At 68.1% G+C, this 18489-nt stretch carries 21 protein-coding genes; 11 read left to right on the forward strand and 10 right to left on the reverse strand.

The window, feature by feature from the left end:
• Positions 1–53: 53 nt before the first annotated feature.
• Positions 54–611 carry an ActR/PrrA/RegA family redox response regulator transcription factor gene (locus ACK4E3_RS05155; RefSeq protein ID WP_409697297.1) on the forward strand — a complete coding sequence of 186 codons (558 nt, stop codon included), beginning with the start codon at positions 54–56 and terminating at the stop codon, positions 609–611.
• A gap of 9 nt (positions 612–620) precedes the next feature.
• Here the strand turns inward: ACK4E3_RS05155 and mmcB are convergent, their stop codons facing one another.
• The 4 genes from mmcB to thpR form a co-directional block, all read right to left on the reverse strand.
• Positions 621–1130 (reverse strand): DNA repair putative endonuclease MmcB, encoded by a 510-nt coding sequence (mmcB, locus tag ACK4E3_RS05160; protein WP_409697300.1) that lies wholly within the window; start codon positions 1128–1130, stop codon positions 621–623.
• A gap of 11 nt (positions 1131–1141) precedes the next feature.
• On the reverse strand, positions 1142–1672 hold the full coding sequence (locus tag ACK4E3_RS05165) for a lipocalin family protein (protein WP_409697303.1): 531 nt from the start codon (positions 1670–1672) through the stop codon (positions 1142–1144).
• A gap of 170 nt (positions 1673–1842) precedes the next feature.
• Positions 1843–2376, reverse strand: a complete 534-nt coding sequence (locus ACK4E3_RS05170) for a GNAT family N-acetyltransferase (protein ID WP_409697306.1) — start codon at positions 2374–2376, stop codon at positions 1843–1845.
• Entirely contained in the window at positions 2373–2924 is a 552-nt protein-coding gene (gene thpR / locus ACK4E3_RS05175) for an RNA 2',3'-cyclic phosphodiesterase (RefSeq protein ID WP_409697309.1), read from the reverse strand. The genes ACK4E3_RS05170 and thpR overlap by 4 nt, the downstream gene beginning before the upstream one ends.
• 183 nt (positions 2925–3107) lie before the next feature.
• Here thpR and ACK4E3_RS05180 point away from each other — a divergent pair, with 183 nt between their 5' ends.
• The gene (locus ACK4E3_RS05180) at positions 3108–3854 is read left to right on the forward strand and encodes a Bax inhibitor-1/YccA family protein (protein ID WP_409697312.1); all 747 of its coding nucleotides are present in this window, start codon (positions 3108–3110) and stop codon (positions 3852–3854) included.
• A gap of 78 nt (positions 3855–3932) precedes the next feature.
• Here the strand turns inward: ACK4E3_RS05180 and ACK4E3_RS05185 are convergent, their stop codons facing one another.
• From ACK4E3_RS05185 to ACK4E3_RS05195, 3 genes are all read right to left on the reverse strand, one after another.
• Entirely contained in the window at positions 3933–4274 is a 342-nt protein-coding gene (locus tag ACK4E3_RS05185) for a DUF2794 domain-containing protein (RefSeq protein WP_409697315.1), read from the reverse strand.
• Between the two features lie 477 nt (positions 4275–4751).
• Entirely contained in the window at positions 4752–6131 is a 1380-nt protein-coding gene (locus tag ACK4E3_RS05190; RefSeq protein WP_409697318.1) for a trypsin-like peptidase domain-containing protein, read from the reverse strand.
• Positions 6132–6237: 106 nt separating this feature from the next.
• Positions 6238–7437: an acyl-CoA dehydrogenase gene (locus ACK4E3_RS05195; RefSeq protein WP_409697321.1), complete on the reverse strand. Its 1200-nt coding sequence runs from the start codon at positions 7435–7437 to the stop codon at positions 6238–6240.
• Between the two features lie 83 nt (positions 7438–7520).
• Between ACK4E3_RS05195 and ACK4E3_RS05200 the strand changes: the two genes are divergently transcribed.
• Complete coding sequence (locus tag ACK4E3_RS05200) at positions 7521–7781, forward strand: DUF6356 family protein (protein ID WP_409697324.1); 261 nt, start codon at positions 7521–7523, stop codon at positions 7779–7781.
• Positions 7782–7802: 21 nt separating this feature from the next.
• On the forward strand, positions 7803–8651 hold the full coding sequence (gene mutM / locus ACK4E3_RS05205; protein WP_409697327.1) for a bifunctional DNA-formamidopyrimidine glycosylase/DNA-(apurinic or apyrimidinic site) lyase: 849 nt from the start codon (positions 7803–7805) through the stop codon (positions 8649–8651).
• Between the two features lie 7 nt (positions 8652–8658).
• On the opposite strand, the gene ACK4E3_RS05210 is transcribed toward mutM, so the two are convergent.
• The gene (locus ACK4E3_RS05210) at positions 8659–10734 is read right to left on the reverse strand and encodes an NAD(+) synthase (RefSeq protein ID WP_409697330.1); all 2076 of its coding nucleotides are present in this window, start codon (positions 10732–10734) and stop codon (positions 8659–8661) included.
• A gap of 372 nt (positions 10735–11106) precedes the next feature.
• On the opposite strand from ACK4E3_RS05210, the gene ftsY reads away from it, so the two are divergent.
• The 3 genes from ftsY to ACK4E3_RS05225 all read left to right on the forward strand — a co-directional run bounded on the left by ftsY (position 11107) and on the right by ACK4E3_RS05225 (position 13503).
• Positions 11107–12048: a signal recognition particle-docking protein FtsY gene (ftsY, locus tag ACK4E3_RS05215; RefSeq protein WP_409697333.1), complete on the forward strand. Its 942-nt coding sequence runs from the start codon at positions 11107–11109 to the stop codon at positions 12046–12048.
• Between the two features lie 42 nt (positions 12049–12090).
• Complete coding sequence (locus ACK4E3_RS05220; protein WP_409697336.1) at positions 12091–12723, forward strand: inner membrane-spanning protein YciB; 633 nt, start codon at positions 12091–12093, stop codon at positions 12721–12723.
• Positions 12724–12831: 108 nt separating this feature from the next.
• Entirely contained in the window at positions 12832–13503 is a 672-nt protein-coding gene (locus ACK4E3_RS05225) for a MarR family winged helix-turn-helix transcriptional regulator (RefSeq protein ID WP_409697339.1), read from the forward strand.
• Between the two features lie 19 nt (positions 13504–13522).
• Here the strand turns inward: ACK4E3_RS05225 and ACK4E3_RS05230 are convergent, their stop codons facing one another.
• A complete protein-coding gene (locus ACK4E3_RS05230; RefSeq protein ID WP_409697342.1) occupies positions 13523–14146 on the reverse strand; it encodes a TetR/AcrR family transcriptional regulator in 624 nt (207 codons plus the stop codon).
• A gap of 296 nt (positions 14147–14442) precedes the next feature.
• Here ACK4E3_RS05230 and ACK4E3_RS05235 point away from each other — a divergent pair, with 296 nt between their 5' ends.
• The 4 genes from ACK4E3_RS05235 (at position 14443) to ACK4E3_RS05250 (ending at position 17885) form a co-directional block, all read left to right on the forward strand.
• A complete protein-coding gene (locus ACK4E3_RS05235; RefSeq protein ID WP_409697345.1) occupies positions 14443–14988 on the forward strand; it encodes a hypothetical protein in 546 nt (181 codons plus the stop codon).
• A 110-nt stretch (positions 14989–15098) separates the two neighbouring features.
• Positions 15099–15866, forward strand: coding sequence for a BA14K family protein (locus ACK4E3_RS05240; RefSeq protein WP_409697348.1), 768 nt, complete (start codon positions 15099–15101; stop codon positions 15864–15866).
• Between the two features lie 123 nt (positions 15867–15989).
• The gene (locus ACK4E3_RS05245) at positions 15990–17600 is read left to right on the forward strand and encodes a response regulator (protein ID WP_409697351.1); all 1611 of its coding nucleotides are present in this window, start codon (positions 15990–15992) and stop codon (positions 17598–17600) included.
• Positions 17601–17684: 84 nt separating this feature from the next.
• Positions 17685–17885: a hypothetical protein gene (locus tag ACK4E3_RS05250; protein WP_409697354.1), complete on the forward strand. Its 201-nt coding sequence runs from the start codon at positions 17685–17687 to the stop codon at positions 17883–17885.
• On the opposite strand, the gene hslV is transcribed toward ACK4E3_RS05250, so the two are convergent.
• Complete coding sequence (hslV, locus tag ACK4E3_RS05255) at positions 17882–18451, reverse strand: ATP-dependent protease subunit HslV (protein WP_409697357.1); 570 nt, start codon at positions 18449–18451, stop codon at positions 17882–17884. The two genes, ACK4E3_RS05250 and hslV, sit on opposite strands and share 4 nt — an antisense overlap.
• Positions 18452–18489: the final 38 nt, after the last annotated feature.

Consider the following 18489-nt stretch of genomic DNA (forward strand, 5'->3'; position numbering starts at 1 on the left):
TATATATATAACCCTCGAGACATCCCTGCCGCGAGCCTGCCCGAGAGCCCGAGATGCCCGATATCGAAGACCGTATCGCCGCCCTGCAAGACAAGAGCCTGCTGCTGCTCGACGACGATCAGGCCCTGCGCAACCGGCTGGGCCGGGCGCTGGAGTCGCGCGGCTTCGAGGTGCGCAGCGCCGCTTCGGTCGCCGAGGCCCTCAGCGCCCTGTCCAGCCAGCCTCCCGCCTTTGCGGTGCTCGACATGCGCCTCGAGGACGGCAACGGGCTGAAGGTGGTGGAGGCACTGCGCGCGCGCAGGCCCGAAGCGCGCACCATCATGCTGACCGGCTATGGGGCCATCGCCACCGCCGTGGCTGCCGTGAAGGCCGGAGCGGTCGATTACCTCTCCAAGCCCGCCGATGCCGACGACGTGGTCAAGGCGCTGCTGAGCGAGCCCGGCGACAGCCCCGAGCCGCCGGAAAATCCCATGTCGGCCGACCGTGTGCGCTGGGAGCACATCCAGCGGGTGTTCGAGCTGTGCAATCACAATGTCTCGGAGACCGCACGTCGCCTCGGCATGCACCGGCGCACCTTGCAGCGCATCCTGGCCAAGCGCGCGCCGCGATAGGCCTGCGGGCTATATCACCGGTCCCTCGCCGGGGGCGGGCTCTTCCAGCCCGCGGCTGCGCCAGTGCAGGCGCGCCGCCGCCAGCCGCCCGAAGCCGATGGTCAGCGCCTTGCGCCGCGCCGGGGCGAGCCTGTCACCGCCGAGTTCACGCAGAACCGCCCCGCCGAACTGGTCGGCCACGATCAGGCCGACATCGGGCGGCAATGCATCTTGGGGAAAGTCCACCGGCACGGCAAAGCCGAACATGTCGCACCAGGGACGATAGTCCTGCCACTTGGCATCAGAGCGATAGTCCTCGATGGACGACTTGACCTCGCAGATCACGAACCGCCCTGCCGCATCGAGCCCCATCAGGTCCGCGCGCCGCCCGCTGGGCAAGGCCACCTCGTGCAGCACCGAAAAGCCCAGATCACGCATCAGGCGCGCCGCACCGAGGCTGACGGCGCGCGTCAGCTCGGGGCGGGACGGGACAGGGGCCGCACCGGTCAGGGCGGTGAGCGTCAGATCGGTCTCGTCCAAGCGCGCCCTGCCTAGCCTCCGGTCACGACGGCGTTGGAGGTGTTGTAGCCGAGCGCCTGTACACGCGCGAGCATGGCCTGGCGCTGGCTGGCGCTGGGGCTGGCGTTGCGCGACCACAGCCAGAAATAATTACCGCCCGGCGTGGCCATGATCGCCCAGCTGTAGTCGCCGGCACGGTCCAGCACCCAGTATTCCTGGCTGCCCGCCACGGCGCGGATGCCGCGCGCGGTCATGCGCATCTTGGCATTGGTATTGCGGTCGGTGATGGTGGCGGTGGCCTGAACGCGGTCCGAGTTGCCGTTGGCGCGGGTGCAGGTGTTGGTCACGTCAAAGCCGCTGCTGGTGCGAGTGAAGTCGATGGCCAGGCGCTGGCAGGTCGGTTGCAAGCGGTTGGGCGTGCGCGCGATCTCGTACCAGCGGCCCGCGAAGCGCTCGGGATCGATGGGCTGGCGCGGCTGGGGCGCAGAGGCGTGGGCGAGCGTCGCCACGCTCATGGCGGCGATGGCACCGGCGATCAGCTTGCGGCGATGAGTGAGAGACATGGACATGATCCTATCGCTTTGACGCGCCGGATGCGATGGGCGTCCGGCACAGTGAAAAGGGCGGCGCGTCCTGACCCCCACCTGAACAGCGCGCCGGGAGGAAGGTTCCGCCTAGGCTTGCAGCTACGAGAACTCGCCATAGTGGACGCATGTCTTACGCCCCGAATGCGTCAGCGGTGCGCACGCCACGCCTCGCGGCTCTGGCCCCAGATGTTTACGGGCACATGGGCAAAGGGCGGGGGCATCCGGCCGGGGCCCTCAAGGCGCGAGCCGAGCCGCTCGGCCACCTTTTCGGATGGGCGGTTGTCCGGGTCGATGCAGTGGATCACCGCGTCCCAGCCCAGCACGTCGAAAGCGTAGTCCATGGCCGCGCGCGCGCCCTCGATCGCATAGCCCCTGCCCCAGGCATCGGGATGCAGGCCCCAGCCGATCTCGCAGCCCGGCCAGCCATGCGGCTGCCACGGCCCCAGCCGCCCCACCCACTGCCCGCTCGCCTTCTCGATCACCGAGAACATGGCCACCCCCGTCAGGGACCAGGCCCCGGCCATGCCCATCAGGCCGCGCCAGACTTCCGGCGGGCTCTGCACCCCGCCGACGAAGCGCGCCGCCGTCTCGTCGGCCATCATCTCGCACCAGCGCGGGAAGTCATCGAGGCTCGTGGGCCTGAGAACCAGCCGCTCGGTCTCGAGGATCGGTCCGTTCACAGCAGATACTCCCTCAGTAGCGTGTAGTGGCTGCCCGCGTGGGTGAGCTCGCTGGAGTAGAGGCCGAAGCGATCCACACGAAAACTGGGCGAATGCAGGCGGTTGTGGCCGGTGATCCAGGCGGCGAGGCGATCGTCGGGCGTGCCTTTCAGATAGGCCAGGGTGACATGGGGCACATAGCGCCGCGCCTCCATCCGCAGTCCTGCGCGCTGGCCTGCGGCCCTGGCACGCGATGCGAGAAGCACGAGAGGCTCGCTCGCCTCCAGCCCCGCCCAGACGGCCCGTGCCGACGACGACCGGGACTGGCCGCTGCCATCGTCGAAGGCACCCACTCCTGCCAGCTCCAGCGAAAAAGGGCTCTGATGGATGCGCGACAGCTCGGCGGCCAGATCCTCGGCGCGGTGCCGGTCCATCTCGCCATAGAAGGCCAGGGTGATGTGCAGGGCCTCCTCGGGCCGCCAGCGTGCGCCCACAAGGCCCGTCTGATGGCGCTTCAAACCCTCGCTGATGTCGGGGGGCAGGGCGAGGGCGGCGAACAGTCTGAGCATGGCGCACCATGAAAACAGCGAAGCGCCCCGCGCAACCCAAATCCCTTCCCGCCCATGACCATGGCACCGATTTAACGGACCGCAGTGTCCGGTTTTCCTTGCCTTGGCGCAGGGCGGACCCGATATTCAAGGCGAAGCGGACCATGCGTCCGCCCCATAATGCTTCAGGAGCCTCTACGCATCATGAGCGACTTCAACAACGGCTATTCCCGCCCGGTCGAGGCGAGCGCCGACACCTCCGTGGATGCGGGCCTGCGCGCCTTCATGCTGGGCGTCTACAACAAGCTGGCGCTGGGCCTGCTGCTGGCCGCCGCCCTCGCCTGGACCACGGGCAATGTGCCCGAGGTGAGCAGCCTGCTGTTCACGCGCACGGCCGAGGGCATTCTCACCTACACGACGCTGGGCATGATCGTGGCCTTCTCGCCGCTGGTGATGATCTTCGGCTCGATGTTCTTCATGCGCAACGCAGGGCCGGGCGCGGCGAACATCCTCTACTGGCTGGTGGTCATGACCATCGGTGCGGGCCTTGGCGTCATCTTCCTGATCTATACGGGCGCCTCGATCGTCTCGACCTTCCTGATCACGGCGGCGGCCTTTGGCGCGCTCAGCCTGTGGGGCTACACCACCAAGCGCAACATGACCGGCTGGGGCAGCTTCCTGATCATGGGCGTGATCGGCCTGCTGATCGCCATGGTGGTCAACATGTTCCTGCAAAGCCCGATGATGTATTTCGTCATCAATGCGGTGGGCGTGCTGCTTTTCTCTGGCCTGATCGCCTATGACACCCAGCGCCTGAAGCTGACCTACTACACCCTGGGCGGCAATCAGGCGGCCATGTCCTCGGCCACCAGCTGGGGCGCGCTGGCGCTGTTCATCAACTTCGTGAACCTTTTCCAGTTCCTGCTGTCGTTCCTCGGCAGCCGCGAATAGGTCTGCTCCCGTTCCGGCGAGCGATGACGGCCCCGTGCAGCGATGTGCGGGGCCGTTCTGCTGTCCGCTGCGCCCTGATCAGGGCACAAGCCTGAAGCGGCGGGTGTCGAACACCTTCAGCACCTGGGCCAGCTCGTGTCCGCGTTTCAGCACCACCCCGCCCTCGCCGCGCACCAGCCATGCGCCCTGGCGAGCGCTGAGACGGGGATGTTTCTCTATGCAGAAGGCCGGGGCGTCGCCCGTGCGGCGCATCACGGCAAAGACGGCGTGGTCAGCATCGCTGGCGATGGCATAGTCGCGCCACTCGCCCTGGGCGACCATGCGGCCATAGACGCCCAGAATCGCCGACAGCTCTGCGCGCGCGAAGAACACCGGCGCCCCACGCCGCGATACGGGAAGGGCGAGGATGTCGCTGCTCATGGCGCCCCGACATCAGGGTCGGGCGGGCGGGCAGGCCATGGCGGAGGATCGAAGCGAGCCTTCATCACCGGCTATGATGCGCAAAGAATCGCGCTGCGCACAACCGCGGCGCAAGGCCCGGCACAGCCTGTCGAAGCTGTTGCGCGCGAGTCACGAAATGGCCCCAAAGCCGCCCATCGCCCGCCCGCATCGCCCCTGATACCTGTGAGCGTCGGCTCTGTCGGTGATGCGGGTGGCCCCGGATCCTGAACAGCCCCCCCAGCCCCCCTGGGTCGCTTGCGATCCCGCCGGGCCGACATGACAACAGAAGCGCCCGTGCGACCACTCCCCCTCCCCCCTCCGGTCGTGCGGGCGTTTTTGCGTCCGGGCACAGGAATCCGGGCGGAGCGCGTCAGGGCAGTCGCCGGGATCAAGTCAGCCGCCGGTCGGGACGCGCGCAGAGCGGGGCGTCAGCCCAGATATCAGAGCGGCCAGATCTCAGAGCGGAAGCCGGATCGTCTCGCGCTGGCCTGCGCGCACCACGGTCAGCTCGCGCCCGGTGCCGCCCTGGCGCAGCAGGCGGGCCAGGGCGGCGGCATCCGCCACATCGTTGCGCCCGCTGCGCACGATGATGTCGCCCGCCACAAGACCGGCCTGGGCCGCATCCGAACCGCCCGCGACCGCCCCCACCAGAACCCCGGCGACGCCCGAGCTGGCGCGCTCTTCGCGGGTCTGGTCGCGCAGGCTGGCACCATAGGCCTGCAAGCGCCCCGCCCCAGCACTGATGTCCACATCCGTCGGCAGCTCGACGCTGACGGTGGTGGTGTATTCGCGCTCGCCGCGCAGATAGGTCAGGGGGAAGGTGGTGCCCGGATCGGCGATCCCGACGCTGGAGACCACCACGCCTGCGGCATTCACATTGCGCTCGCCAAAGCGGACGATGACGTCCGAGCGGCGCAGGCCCGCCCGGTCGGCCGGAGAGCCCGGCATGACGTCCTCGACTACCGCCCCGCGGCTGATGCCAAGGCCGAGGTCGCCTGCGCGCGAGGGCGAGAGCGAGGACACCACCGCGCCGGTCGTGCCCCGGATCACCTCGCCGTTGGAAAGCAGCTGATCGACCACGAAGCGCATGATCCGGGTCGGCACGGCAAAGGCCACGCCATCGTTGCCCCCGCCCGGAGAGCCCGACAGGATGGCGGTGTTGATGCCGATCAGGCGGCCGCGGCTGTCCAGCAGGGGACCGCCCGAGTTACCCGAGTTCACGGCCGCGTCGGTCTGGATGTAGTCCTGCACCCCGTCGCCGACGCCCGAGCGCCCCAGCCCCGAGATCACGCCCATGGTGAGCGTCTGGTCCAGCCCCAGCGGATAGCCCACGGCAAAGGCCAGATCGCCGGTGCGCAAGGTGTCGGAGTTGACGGTCTCGACCGCCATCAGGCCGCGCGCACTGATCTGGAGCAGGGCCACGTCCGTGGCCGCATCCGCGCCGATCAGGGTGGCATCGAAGCTGCGCCCGTCGGTCAGCTCGACGCGATAGACGCTGCCGGTGTCCACCACGTGCTGGTTGGTGACGATCAGGCCGCGCGCCGCATCGATGATGACACCCGAGCCGCCGCTGATCTCGCGCGGGCGGCTGGTTTCGGACGAGGGCCCTCGCGAGCCGCCGAGCGTCGTAATGCGCACCACCGCCGGCAGGGCGGCCTCCAGAGGCCCGGCAAAGGAATAGACGCCGCGGCTCTCATCGAAGGGGGCGGGAATGCTCATGCCCGCAGGCTGGGCCAGGACTGGCGACGCCAGCAGCAGCGCCGCCACGGACAGGGCACCGAGCGGCCCCGCGCCCATGGTCAGCGCAAACCTCGATGCTTTGCGATAGCGGCTCATGACAGTCTCCCCCGACGAGACAGGCCTCGCGCCTGTCACAGCTTCACCGTGGCGCATGGCGTGGATTTGTCCAGCCCCCCGATCGGGGGATAGAGATTTTCAGCGCCTAGAAAGCGGCCTCGCCCGTGATCGCACGGCCCAGGATCAGGGCATGGACATCGTGCGCGCCTTCATAGGTGTTGACCGTCTCAAGGTTCATGGCGTGGCGCATGACGTGCATCTCGCCGGTGATGCCTGCCCCGCCATGCATGTCGCGCGCCTCGCGGGCGATGGCCAGGGCCTTGCCGCAGTTGTTGCGCTTCATCATCGAGATGGCCTCGGGCACCCAGGCCCCGCGATCGAGCAGGCGGCCCAGCGCCAGCGCGCCTTCCAGGCCGAGGAAGATTTCGGTCTGCATGTCGGCCAGCTTCTTCTGCACCAGCTGGCGCGCCGACAGGGGACGGCCGAACAGGATGCGCTCGCCCACATAGTCGCGCGTGGCGTGGAAACAGAATTCGGCCGCGCCCATGGCGCCCCAGGCGATGCCGTAGCGGGCCTTGTTCAGGCACGAGAACGGGCCGCGCAGGCCCTTCACGCCCGGCAGCAGATTGGCCTCTGGCACGAACACGTCGTTCAGGCCGATGTCGCCGGTGATGGAGGCGCGCAGGCTGAGCTTGTCGCCGATCTTGCCGGTGGTGAAGCCCTCGAAGTCGCGCTCGACAATGAAGCCGCGAATGGCCGATTCGCCCGAGGGCTCGACCAGCCTTGCCCACACGATGGCCAGGTCGGCGATGGGGCTGTTGGTGATCCAGTACTTGCCGCCATTGAGGCGATAGCCCCCATCCACCCTGTCGGCGCGGGTCTTCATCGAGGCGGGATCAGAACCGCCGTCGGCCTCGGTCAGACCAAAACAGCCCACCAGCTCGCCCGCCGCCATCTTGGGCAGGAACTTCATCTTCTGCTCGTCCGAGCCGAAGGCGTAGATAGGATACATGGCCAGGGACGACTGCACGCTCATGGCCGAGCGGTAGCCGGAGTCCACCGCCTCGATCTCGCGGGCCAGCAGGCCATAGGCGACGTGGCTGGCCTCGGCCCCGCCGTAGCGCTCGGGCAGCATGGCACCCAGAAAGCCCATCTCGCCCATCTCGCTCATGATGGCCCGGTCAAAGCTCTCCTCGGCGAACGCCCTGACCACGCGCGGCAGCAGTGCCCCGCGCGCATAGTCGTGCCCCGCATCGCGGATCATGCGCTCGTCACTGGTCAGACGGTGATCGAGATCGAGCGGATCGTCCCAGCGGAAGGTCTGTTGATCGGTGGGAGCAGGCATGGTCGTGGCGGGCCTCGCGGCTGTGGGGTCGGATGTGGCACAGGCTCTAGGCCAAAACGCGCGATGACGGTAGGGTGTGCGACATGGTGCTGCGACGACTGTTTCTCGATCATCCGCGCGAGGTGGGCGAAAGCTACGGCCTGCACGCCAGGCACGCTGGTGCCTATGGGTTCCGGCTGATCGGTGCCGGGCTGGCGGCGCTGGTCCATGCCCTCATCCCCGGCCTGCACAAGCACACGGCCTCGCGGGCCATATGCCAGATGGCGCGCGAGCTGGACGGTCGCGCCACAAGCGCGCGCGAGAGCCGCATGCGCGATGCGGGCGCCTACGATCCCGGCCTGTGAGCATCGCCGTGATGGCTTCTCGTGCCTGAACTTCCCGAGGTCGAAACGGTCCGCAGAGGCCTTGAGCCCGTTCTGGCAGGCGTGCGGCTTGAAGCGGTCGTGCAGCATCGCCCTGACCTGCGCCTTGCCTTTCCCGAAGCATTCGCGCGGCGGCTGGAGGGTGCCGAGGTGCTGGCCCTGCAAAGACGGGCCAAATATCTGCTGATGCCGCTGTCGACCGGCGAGACCTGGGTGACACATCTGGGCATGACGGGCCGCTTCGTGCTTGCGGGCGAGGTGATGGGCCGGCACGTCACCCAGGTGGGCGCGGAGCGCCACCGCCATCTGAGCCTCAGGGCAGGGGCCACCGAGGTCGCTTACGTCGATCCACGCCGCTTCGGCTTCATGGGGCTGATCTCCAGCGAGGCCATCGAGACGCACCCATGGTTCAGCGGTCTTGGGCCGGAGCCGCTCGGCAACGGCTTTTCGGCGGATTATCTTCAGCGCGCGCTGCATGGACGGCGCCAGCCCGTCAAGCTCGCCCTGCTGGACCAGCGCATCGTGGCGGGTCTGGGCAACATCTATGTCTGCGAGGCCCTGCACCGCAGCCGCATCTCGCCACTGCGGGCCAGCGGTGCGCTGTCCGATGGCGAGGCCGCCACTGTGGTCGCCCATGTGCGCGACGTGCTCGACGAGGCGATCCGGGCGGGCGGCTCCACCTTGCGCGACTTTGCCAATGCCGAGGGCGGCCAGGGCTATTTCCAGCACGACTTCGCCGCCTATGGCCGCGAGGGCGAGCCCTGCCGCAGCAGTGGGTGCAGCGGCACCATCGCGCGCATGGTGCAGGGCGGGCGCTCGACCTTCTTCTGCCCCGACTGTCAGAGAGCCTGAACGGCGCTCAGTGCCGCGCCACCGCCTCGGGCAGGTTGCGATCCAGCTCCTTCAGCCATGTGCTCGCGCGGATGTCCGAAGGCGCGCGCCAGTCGCCGCGCGGCGAGAGCGAGCCGCCGCTGATCACCTTGGGGCCATTGGGCAGGGCCGAGCGCTTGAACTGGGCCGTGGCAAAGAAGCGGTGCAGGAAGCGCGTCAGCCAGTGGCGGATGGTGGCCAGGTCGTAGGCGGTGCGCCGCGCAGGCGGGATTGCCGATGGCCACAGCCCCGCGTCCGCATCGCGCCACGCCTGCCAGGCCAGAAACGCGACCTTGGACGGCGCAAGGCCGTAGCGGCTGATGTGAAACAGGAAGAAGTCGTTGAGCGCATAGGGGCCGATGGCACTTTCCGTGGACTGAATGGCACCGTCCGCACCCGCAGGCACCAGCTCGGGCGAAATCTCCGTGTCCAGAATGGCGTGCAGGATCGGGACCGCCTCGCTGCCTGCCAGTTCGCGCGCCGCGACCCAGCGGATCAGGTGCTGGATCAGCGTCTTGGCCACGCCGACATTGACGTTGTAGTGGCTCATGTGGTCGCCCACGCCATAGGTCGCCCAGCCCAGCGCCAGCTCGGACAGGTCGCCCGTGCCCACCACCAGTCCCTGATGATGATTGGCCAGCCGGAACAGGTAGTCGGTGCGCAGGCCCGCCTGCACGTTCTCGAAGGTGATGTCGTGGAGCGCCTCGCCTTTGGCATAAGGGTGGTCGATGTCGTCCAGAATCTGCGTGGCGGCGGGGCGGATGTCGATCTCGCCTGCCGTGACGCCCAGCGCGTTCATCAGGGCCAGGGCATTAGCGCGGGTTGCCTCCGAGGTGGCGAAGCCCGGCAGGGTGAAGGCGCGGATGTCGGAGCGCGGGCGGCCCATGGCATCGAAGGCCCGGCAGGCGACCAGCAGGGCATGGGTCGAATCGAGCCCGCCGGAGACTCCGATCACCACGCTGCGCGATCCGGTGGCCTCCAGCCTTCGTCTCAGGCCCTGAACCTGGATGCTGAAGGCCTCGAAGCAGTCGCGATCCAGTCTCGCCTCATCGTCCGGCACGAAGGGGAAGCGGTCGGGCACGCGCGCAAGGCTGGTGACGGGTCTGGGCTCGGGGGCGTCGAACACCACCACCGCATGGCCCTCGCCCAGCTCGGCGCGCGCGCAGTCATGGAAGGTGCCGTTGCGAAGCCGCTCCAGCCCCAGCCTGTCCACGTCCACGTCGGCCACGGTGAGGGCGGGCTGATCGCTGAAGCGCGCGCCGCACGCGATCTCGTGTCCCAGTTCGTGAATGAGCGACTGCCCGTCCCAGGCCAGGTCCGTGGTGCTCTCGCCGTGGCCTGCCGCACTGAACACATAGGCCGACAGCGTGCGTGCCGACTGGCTGGCACACAGCATGGCGCGCTCGTCCGCCTTGCCGATCAGCACATTGGAAGCCGACAGATTGCAGAGGATGCGTGCGCCCGCCAGCGCCAGCCGCGTCGAGGGCGGCACGGGTGCCCAGAAGTCCTCGCAGATCTCGACGCCGAAGGTGAACCCGGGCCGGTTTGCCGCCTCGAACACCAGAGCTGTGCCAAAGGCGACCTCATCGCCGCCCAGCACGATCACGCCCTCGCCCGCCGCCGCATCCGAACCGGCACCCGAGACGAACCAGCGCTTCTCATAATACTCTCGATAGTTCGGCAGATAGGTCTTGGGCACCACGCCCAGCACCGCTCCGCCCGCCATGACCACCGCACAGTTGTAAAGCCCCTCGCCCGCGCGAAGCGCCGCGCCCGCCACCACGACCGTGGACACCTTCGCGCTCGCCTGCGCCAGGGCGAGCACGGCATCCTCGACCGCTCTTATCATGGTGCCTTGCAGGTGCAGGTCGTCGATGGCGTAACCGCTGAGCGAAAGCTCGGGAAACACCAGCAGGTCCACGCCCTGCTCGTCGGCGGCTTTCAGAAGGGCGACGTGGGCGTCCAGATTGGCGGCCGGCTCGGCGGCGCGCACGGGCACGCTGGCGGCAGCCACGCGCACGAAGCCGTGCGTCTTGGCATCGAAAAAGCTGTGGGTCTGGGCCACGTCGGGGTCTCCTGATGTCGCCGCGCGGGCGGTTGCGGCGCCTGGCGTGCCTTCACTTAACGCGAGACGCGCCGGTTCGCCATGAGGGTGCGCTTGCCGCACCCGTCGCAAAGATGAGGGTGCGCTTGCCGCACCCGTCGCAAAAGATGAGGGTGCGCTTGCCGCACCGGTCGCAAAAGATGAGGGTGCGCTTGCCGCACCCGTCGCAAAAGATGAGGGTGCGCTTGCCGCACCCGTCGCAAAAGATGAGGGTGCGCTTGCCGCACCCGTCGCAAAACACCTGCGCTTGCCGCCCCGGTGGCCGGGGCAGGATCGCCCCGCCGTGTGCGGAACACGGTGACGGGAGGGACCGGGCGCGCTAAAGCCCCCTGCATGAACGATACTCCCAAGAAGGGCTGGCTGGCCCGCCTGAGCGAAGGGCTGTCGCGCTCGTCGCGCCAGATGACCGATCAGGTCGTCAGCACCTTTGCCCGCAAACCCCTCGACGCCGAGGCGCTGGAGCGTCTGGAGGAGGAGCTGATCGAGGCCGACCTCGGCCCCGCCGCCGCCGCGCGCATCACCGGCCGCTTTGCCGAGCACCGCTTCGGGCCCAGCCCCGAGGAGCGCGAAATCCGCGAGGCTCTGGCGCTGGCCATCGCCGCCGAGCTGGAGCCGCGACAGGACCGCTTCGATCCCCTCTCCGGCCCGCGCCCCTATGTGGTGCTGTTCGTCGGCGTCAACGGCTCGGGCAAGACCACGACGCTGGGCAAGATCGCCGCGCGCCTGACCGCTCAGGGGGCCAAGGTCATGGTGGTGGCCTGTGACACCTTCCGCGCCGCCGCGCGCGATCAGCTTCGCGTCTGGGCCGAGCGGGCGGGCGCCCTGTTCGAAAGCCGCCGCGACGGGGCCGACCCGGCGGGGCTGGCCTTCGACGCCTATGTCAAGGCGCGCGAGGAAGGCGTGGATGTGCTGCTGATCGACACCGCCGGGCGCCTGCAGAACAAGCAGGCCCTGATGGACGAGCTGCTCAAGATCGTGCGGGTGCTCAAGAAGCATGATGCGGACGCCCCGCACGAGACGCTGCTGGTGCTGGATGCCACAGTGGGGCGCAATGCGCTGGCGCAGGAGCAAATCTTTGGCCGCACGGCTTACGTATCTGGCATCGTGATGACCAAGCTGGACGGAACCGCGCGCGGCGGCGTTCTGGTGCCCGTGGCCCAGGCGTCGGATGCGCCGATCAAGCTGATCGGCGTGGGCGAAGGCATCGAAGACCTGCAGGATTTCGATGCCGTGGCCTTCTCGCGCTCACTCGTCGGGCTGGAACCACAAGACTGACCCGACCAGAACCCTGACCCGACAGACGCCCTGAAGGATGCCATGACCGAAACCCAGTCGCCCGTGCCCGCTCCGCCCCCCAACAGCTGGGTGCGCCCCCTGGTGGATTTCGGTGCCCTGATCGCCTTTGTGGGTGCCTTCATCTATGCGCGCGTGCAGGGCATGGAGAGCAACGATTCCATGGTGCTGGCCACCTGGGCGCTCACCATCGCCAGCGCCATCGCGCTCAGTGTCGGCTTCATCGTCGAGCGGCGTCTGGCCCCCCTGCCCCTGATCACCGGCAGCTTCGCCCTGGTCTTCGGTATCCTGACCATCGTCCTGCACGACGGCGACGTCATCAAGATCAAGATCACGGTGCTGAACGGTCTTCTGGCGCTGGTGCTGCTGGGCGGGGTCATGCTGGGCAAGAGCCCGGCCAAGATGCTGCTGGGCGATTCCATCCGCCTGCCCGATGCGGCGTGGCGGACCCTGACGATCCGCTATGGCCTCTATTTCGCCGCCTGCGCCATCGCCAACGAGATCGTCTGGCGCACGCAGAGCGATGATGTCTGGATCACCGTGTTCCGCCCGGCCCTGTGGGTGGCGGCGATCGCGTTCGGGCTCGCCCAGCTTCCCTTCATCATGAAGCACCTGATCCGCGACGAGCCGGAAACGCCGCAGGAGCGCACATCCTGACGCCGCACTGTCTTCTCGATGCGGAATATCTGTCGTCAAATCGAAATGCGCAGATGCTAGCTCTGGCCCACGGCGCCTCGCCGGTGCACGACAGGGGATCATCGGGTCATGGCCAAGGAACGCAAGGGCGCGAGATCGTCGCCCGGATCGTTGCCCGGATCGGGGCAGGCTGACGGCATCGAGGCGCTGGATGCCTCGCCCATCCACCTGCTGCACCGGGCCTTGCAGGTGGCGCTTGACCTCTATGCCGAGGAAACCGCGCGCGAGCCGGCACTGGAGCCGCAACTCACCCAGCGCCAGTACGCGGTTTTGGTCGCCGCAGGCTCTGCCGACGGGCTCAACCAGACCGACCTCGTGCGCCTGACCGGTATCGACCGCTCGACCCTGGCCGATCTGGTCGCACGCCTGATCAGCCGCGACCTGCTCGCGCGCGAGCGCTCCAACGTGGATGCGCGCGCCAATACAGTCCGCCTGACCGAAAGCGGTCGCGCTGCGCTCGAAAGCACGAAGGCACGCATCAGCACCGTGGACGAGCGCCTGCTGGCGCTGCTGCCCAAATCCCGGCGCGAGGGCTTCACGGCCACCTTGCTGGCCCTGGCGGCAGGCTCAGGCAAGGCCGACAAGGCCCGCGAGGAAAAGGCGCGGCGCAAGGCCGAGAAACAGGCACTCAAGGCTGCGCGCAAGGCAGGTGAGAAATCGGGCGAGAAATCCGGCGAGAAAACTGGGGGCAAGCCGGGCGGCAAGGCCCGCAAGGCCAAGGGCAAGAAGGTTCAGGCATAGGCCGAGGCCCCACGGCCGCTCAGGCGGCCGATCGCTCGGGTGCAGCCGCGAATGAAGCCAGGGCCTGGTCGAGCGCGGCCTCGATGCGCGGCAGGCTGGCCGCATCGATGGACAGCCCGGCCAGCGGCACCCGCAGGGCTGCATGGATGGCCAGGTGATGAATGGCACCGGTCAGCAGGGCATTGAGGGCAAGAACATCGCCGCCCGGCGGCGTCCTCAGGCGCGGCCTGCGCGCGCGCAGCCACTCCTGAACGGCCTCATTGGCGCGCGCCAGCCGCAGCGAGGCTGCGCCGGAGCCATCGGCCAGAGCCCAGCCGTGAAGCAGGGCGATCTCGGGCACCGCGATCAGGGCGCGGGCATAGGCAGGCAGGCTGGCGCGCATGAAGGCAGCGAAATCGGCACCGTCATCGAGGGCAGGTGCCGCGTCCAGCGCCGTGCCGAAGCGCGACAGGGCCTCGTCCATCAGGGCGTCGATTACCCCGTCAAGGCCGCCGAAATAGCGATAGACCAGCTTGCGGTCGCACCGCGCGCCCTCGGCCACGGCCTGAACGCTCAAGCCCTGCCAGCCCTGCGACATAAGGATGCCTTGCCCCGCCGCCAGCAGGGCCGCCTCGGTGGCGCTGCGATCTCTTTGCCGGGTCATGCCCTCTTCCGCGTCATGGTGTGTCTTCGCTCGATGTCCCGCCCGCGGGATTTGGCAGCGAGTGTTGGCCTGTTCGCGCCACGTGGCAAGGCATGGAGCGGGCCGAAGTCGCACCTGCGGGACACGCTGGCCGGGCGCTCAGGGCTATCCACCCGGAAATCTTCATTCCTGCGAGCAACGCCTCACGGGTCGCCAGCGTTGTGAAGGCGTGGCTGGCACGGTTGGCTCGCTTCAGGCTATACCGCTGCCGGTGTGATCCCGCTGTCAGCCGTTCATGCCGTCTTCGGAGGTGCCCCATGAGCCCACGCCCCCTTCTTACGCCCGCCCGCGGTCTGCGCCTCTCGGCCCTGGCCACTGTTGCCGCCCTCGCCGTGGCGGCCTGTGCGCCGGTGCAGGGTCCGGGTGTCTACGGTCCCGCAGGGGCGGTGGTGTTCAACACCTCCGATTTCGAGTGGTCGCGCCTGTCGGGCAACGGCGGTGTCGATGGCCAGGTCAGCTATCGCGAGGGGGGCCAGAGCTATGGCTGTGTCGGCGCGGTCGCCCTGACGCCTGACACCCCCTACACCCGCCAGCGCATGCAGGCGCTCTATGGCTCGAGCGAGCGCGCCGCCATTCCCGCCGCCGTGGTGCGCGCGCGCGCCGTTCAGGAAGCACGCGACGACTACAGCGCCTATGTGCGCGAGACGAACTGTGACGGGGCCGGGCGCTTCCGCTTCGCCAATCTGCCGGGCGGGAGCTGGTTCGTGATCACGCCGGTGCGTGCAGGCTCCGGCGAGCCGGTGGTGCTGATGCGCCGCGTGCAGACCCGCCCTGACCGCTCCACCCAGGTCATCCTCGACTGAGACCTGCGCGCGATTTCGCCTTGACGCCCTTCGCCTGTCGCGGGAGCCATTAACCATCCCGCGCGTTAGCCCGCCGGGTGGAAGGCATTCTGCGTGGAGGGTTTGAGGCGATGAGCGTTCGGATCACTGTTGGCACCATCATCGGCACGCTGGCGGCTGCCTCTGCGAGCCTGCTGGCCGCGACTGCTGCATCGCAGGCTTATGGGCAGGCTTATGGGCAGGCTTATGGGCAGGCTTATGGGCAGGCTTATGGAGTGCCCGGATACGGCGCGCCGGGCCATAGCAGCACGCCTTACGGTCACGGCGGCCATTACGCTCCGCCCCACGCAAGCCATGGCTACACCGGCTATGGCTACACCGGCTATGGCCACGGCCAGCGCCACGCCCGCACGCCTTCGTGGTGGGACCAGCGCGACCGCCCCGGCGACTATCGCTGCGATGCCTTCTGGAACGCCAACCGCACCGACTGTCACGAGCCGTGGCGCGACCAGAGGCACCTGACCTCGCGCAGCAGAGATTACGGCTATGGCCAGGCTTACGGCTGGCGCGGCCATGGCACCGGATACGCGGGCAGCCATTACCGCAGCACTCATCATGGCAGCGCCTACCACGGCGGTTACGGCTACAGCCCCGGCTATGGCTACAGCCCCGGCTATGGCTACAGCCCGCTTCACGGCGGACACACGTCGGTTTCCGGCGCGCAGGTTCACCACGGTGCCTATGGCCGCCCCGATCTGGTCTATGGCGGAGGTGGCGGCTGGGCAGCGCCCGGACGCGACCCCGGACGCGTGGCCTGGTGCCAGAGCCGCTATCGCTCCTACAATCCGCACACGGGATATTATCTGGCCTACAGCGGGCGCTACGTCTTCTGCGGCTAGATCGGCCTTCAAAATTCTGTCGTAAAATCTTGATGATGGCCTTCAGAGACGCTTAAGAGCCATCGCGGCAACCCTCTGCGCGCATCGGGCCGACGCCCGCCAGCTGTCGAGGGGGAATTCACCATGGCCGTTCTGGCCAGCTTCATGGAAGCCATAGAGCCCGTCGGGCCGTGCACCCTTGGCGAGCACGTGTTCCAGCGCTTCGAGCGCGAGCCTAATACTCTGGCACTGGCAGTGGTGGACAGTGAGGGCCGCCCGGTCGGCCTGGTCGAGCGCAACGGCTTCTTCCTGAAGATGGCCTCGCACTACGGACGCGCGCTCTATGCCCGCCGGCGCGTCGAGACCTTCATGGACAGCGCGCCGCTGGTCGCCGAGGCGGAAACAACAGCCGAGAGCTTTTTCCGCAAGGTCATGGCTGCCGAAGTCCAGAGCCTGCTGCACGGCTTCATCGTTACGCGCAACGGGCTCTATGCCGGAGTTGGAACCGCACTGGCCGTGCTTCAGGCTGGCTTCGCCCTGCACCGCCAGCGTGCGGAAGAGATGACGCGGCTGGCCGAGAACCTGGCCTGGGCCGAGACCGAGGCCAAGGCCGCGCTGCGCGCCAAGAACCAGTTCCTCGCCGTGATGAGCCACGAGATCCGCACGCCCCTCAACGGTGTGCTGGGCGTGGCCGAGCTGATCCGCACGCGCCTCAGCCAGGAGGAGCTGCGGCCCTATGTCGAGACCATTTCGCGCTCGGGCGAGAGTCTGCTGCGGCTGCTGACCGATGCGATCGATATGTCGCGGGCCGAAACCGGCGCGCTCGAGCTGAAGCAGGAGCCCGTGCGCGCAGGCGAGCTGGCCGAAGCGATCGAGGCCCTGTGGCGTCCGCGCGCCGAACAGGCGGGTCTTGATTTCCGTGTGATCATGGATGCGGGCAGGGAGACATGGGTGCTGGCCGATGCGGTCCGCCTCAAGCAGATCCTGAACAATCTGGTCGGCAATGCGCTGAAGTTCACCGCCAGCGGCCATGTCACGGTCCTCCTCAATGTGACGTGCGACGACGAACTTCACGCACGTCTGCGTGCCGAGGTCGAGGACAGCGGCCCAGGGGTAAGCGATGAGCACAAGACCCGCATCTTCGAGCCCTTCCAGACCGGGGCGGCCCACTCGGGCAGCGGTGCCGGAGCGGGACTGGGGCTGGCCATCTGTCGCGATCTGGCCCGCCAGATGGACGGAGACATCGGGGTCAGTGACCGGGACGGGGGCGGTGCGGTGTTCAGCTTTACCTGCGTCCTGTTCCAGGTGCCCGCTGCCACAGAGGCGGATGAGGTGACTCTTCAGGAAACCGAGCAGCCGCCCCTGCCCTCTCGTGTGCTGGTGGTCGATGACAATGCCACCAACCGCTTCGTGGCGACCAAGATGCTGGAGGCGCTGGGCATCAGCACCGCCGTGGCAGAGAACGGTCAGCAGGCTCTGGACGCCGCCGAGTGCGAGGTTTTCGATGCCATCCTCATGGACATCAAGATGCCCGTCATGGACGGACTCGCCGCCACGCACGCCCTGCGTGCCAGAGGCAATCCGGTGCCCATCATTGCCCTGACGGCCAATGCCGACCCCAGCGATGCCATGCAGTATCGCGGTGCAGGCATGGTCGCGGTTGTAGAAAAGCCAATCCGTCCCGAGCGGCTGATCGAGGCTCTGGTAATGGCTGCGAGTGATCGGAAACCCGTGGAGGGCGCGCGGGCGGCCTGATAACCGCGTTCGCCATCTTATGGCCCCACCGCCTCGTTTGTAAGGACATGGTTCCGCACACAGCGCCGGGGAGCGTACCTGTCCATGTCCCAGCACAACATCGTCGGTTCGGAAGCCTTCGAGAAGCGTCCTCACGTCTATATCCGCACCCTGCGCGCAGGCACCTTGCGCAAGCGCAAGGCGCGCATGGCCGTGGCCTTCATCGCCGGGATGGGCGTGGCGGTGGTTGCAGGCATAGTCGCCGCCGTGGCCGCCTTCGGACCCGGCCTTGCAGCAGGCGGCTAGTCGAGGCTCTCCACCGTCAGGTTGCCGTTGGTATAGACGCAGATGTCCGCCGCAATCGCCATGGCCTTGCGCGCCACGGCCTCGGCATCAAGCTCGGTGTGATCAAGCAGCGCCCGCGCCGCCGCCAGGGCGAAGTTGCCGCCCGAGCCCACCGCCGCGACCCCGTGCTCGGGCTCAAGCACATCGCCCACGCCCGTGACGGTGAAGATCGAACTGCGGTCCGCCACCAGAAGCATGGCCTCAAGACGCCGCAGATAGCGATCGGTGCGCCAGTCCTTGGCCAGATCGACACAGGCGCGCGCGAGCTGCTCGGGATACTGCTCCAGCTTGGCCTCCAGCCGCTCGATCAGGGTGAAGGCATCGGCCGTGGCTCCGGCAAAACCCGCCAGCACCCGCCCGTCGGCCAGCCGACGCACCTTGCGCGCCGCGCCCTTGACCACCGTCGGCCCCAGCGAGACCTGCCCGTCGCCGGCAATCACCGTGCGCGTGCCGCGACGCACCGCGATGATGGTGGTCCCGTGCCAGCCGGGAAAACTTGCGTCGTGATGAGAGATGGGGTTGTTCATCGGCCCAAGGTGGCGCTGCGAGCCGGAGAGCGCAAGCG

The organism is Brevundimonas sp., from assembly GCF_046299595.1.
Taxonomy (GTDB): domain Bacteria; phylum Pseudomonadota; class Alphaproteobacteria; order Caulobacterales; family Caulobacteraceae; genus Brevundimonas.

What these genes read in the sequence shown, in the direction of transcription:
- ftsY (WP_409697333.1), top strand. Translation starts at nt 11,107, where the DNA reads ATGAACGATACTCCCAAGAAGGGCTGGCTGGCCCGCCTGAGCGAAGGG.
- ACK4E3_RS05200 (WP_409697324.1), top strand. Translation starts at nt 7,521, where the DNA reads ATGGTGCTGCGACGACTGTTTCTCGATCATCCGCGCGAGGTGGGCGAA.
- thpR (WP_409697309.1), bottom strand. Translation starts at nt 2,924, where the DNA reads ATGCTCAGACTGTTCGCCGCCCTCGCCCTGCCCCCCGACATCAGCGAG.
- ACK4E3_RS05240 (WP_409697348.1), top strand. Translation starts at nt 15,099, where the DNA reads ATGAGCGTTCGGATCACTGTTGGCACCATCATCGGCACGCTGGCGGCT.
- ACK4E3_RS05250 (WP_409697354.1), top strand. Translation starts at nt 17,685, where the DNA reads ATGTCCCAGCACAACATCGTCGGTTCGGAAGCCTTCGAGAAGCGTCCT.
- ACK4E3_RS05180 (WP_409697312.1), top strand. Translation starts at nt 3,108, where the DNA reads ATGAGCGACTTCAACAACGGCTATTCCCGCCCGGTCGAGGCGAGCGCC.
- ACK4E3_RS05235 (WP_409697345.1), top strand. Translation starts at nt 14,443, where the DNA reads ATGAGCCCACGCCCCCTTCTTACGCCCGCCCGCGGTCTGCGCCTCTCG.
- ACK4E3_RS05220 (WP_409697336.1), top strand. Translation starts at nt 12,091, where the DNA reads ATGACCGAAACCCAGTCGCCCGTGCCCGCTCCGCCCCCCAACAGCTGG.
- ACK4E3_RS05195 (WP_409697321.1), bottom strand. Translation starts at nt 7,437, where the DNA reads ATGCCTGCTCCCACCGATCAACAGACCTTCCGCTGGGACGATCCGCTC.
- ACK4E3_RS05225 (WP_409697339.1), top strand. Translation starts at nt 12,832, where the DNA reads ATGGCCAAGGAACGCAAGGGCGCGAGATCGTCGCCCGGATCGTTGCCC.
- ACK4E3_RS05190 (WP_409697318.1), bottom strand. Translation starts at nt 6,131, where the DNA reads ATGAGCCGCTATCGCAAAGCATCGAGGTTTGCGCTGACCATGGGCGCG.
- ACK4E3_RS05185 (WP_409697315.1), bottom strand. Translation starts at nt 4,274, where the DNA reads ATGAGCAGCGACATCCTCGCCCTTCCCGTATCGCGGCGTGGGGCGCCG.
- hslV (WP_409697357.1), bottom strand. Translation starts at nt 18,451, where the DNA reads ATGAACAACCCCATCTCTCATCACGACGCAAGTTTTCCCGGCTGGCAC.
- ACK4E3_RS05230 (WP_409697342.1), bottom strand. Translation starts at nt 14,146, where the DNA reads ATGACCCGGCAAAGAGATCGCAGCGCCACCGAGGCGGCCCTGCTGGCG.
- ACK4E3_RS05155 (WP_409697297.1), top strand. Translation starts at nt 54, where the DNA reads ATGCCCGATATCGAAGACCGTATCGCCGCCCTGCAAGACAAGAGCCTG.
- ACK4E3_RS05165 (WP_409697303.1), bottom strand. Translation starts at nt 1,672, where the DNA reads ATGTCTCTCACTCATCGCCGCAAGCTGATCGCCGGTGCCATCGCCGCC.
- ACK4E3_RS05245 (WP_409697351.1), top strand. Translation starts at nt 15,990, where the DNA reads ATGGCCGTTCTGGCCAGCTTCATGGAAGCCATAGAGCCCGTCGGGCCG.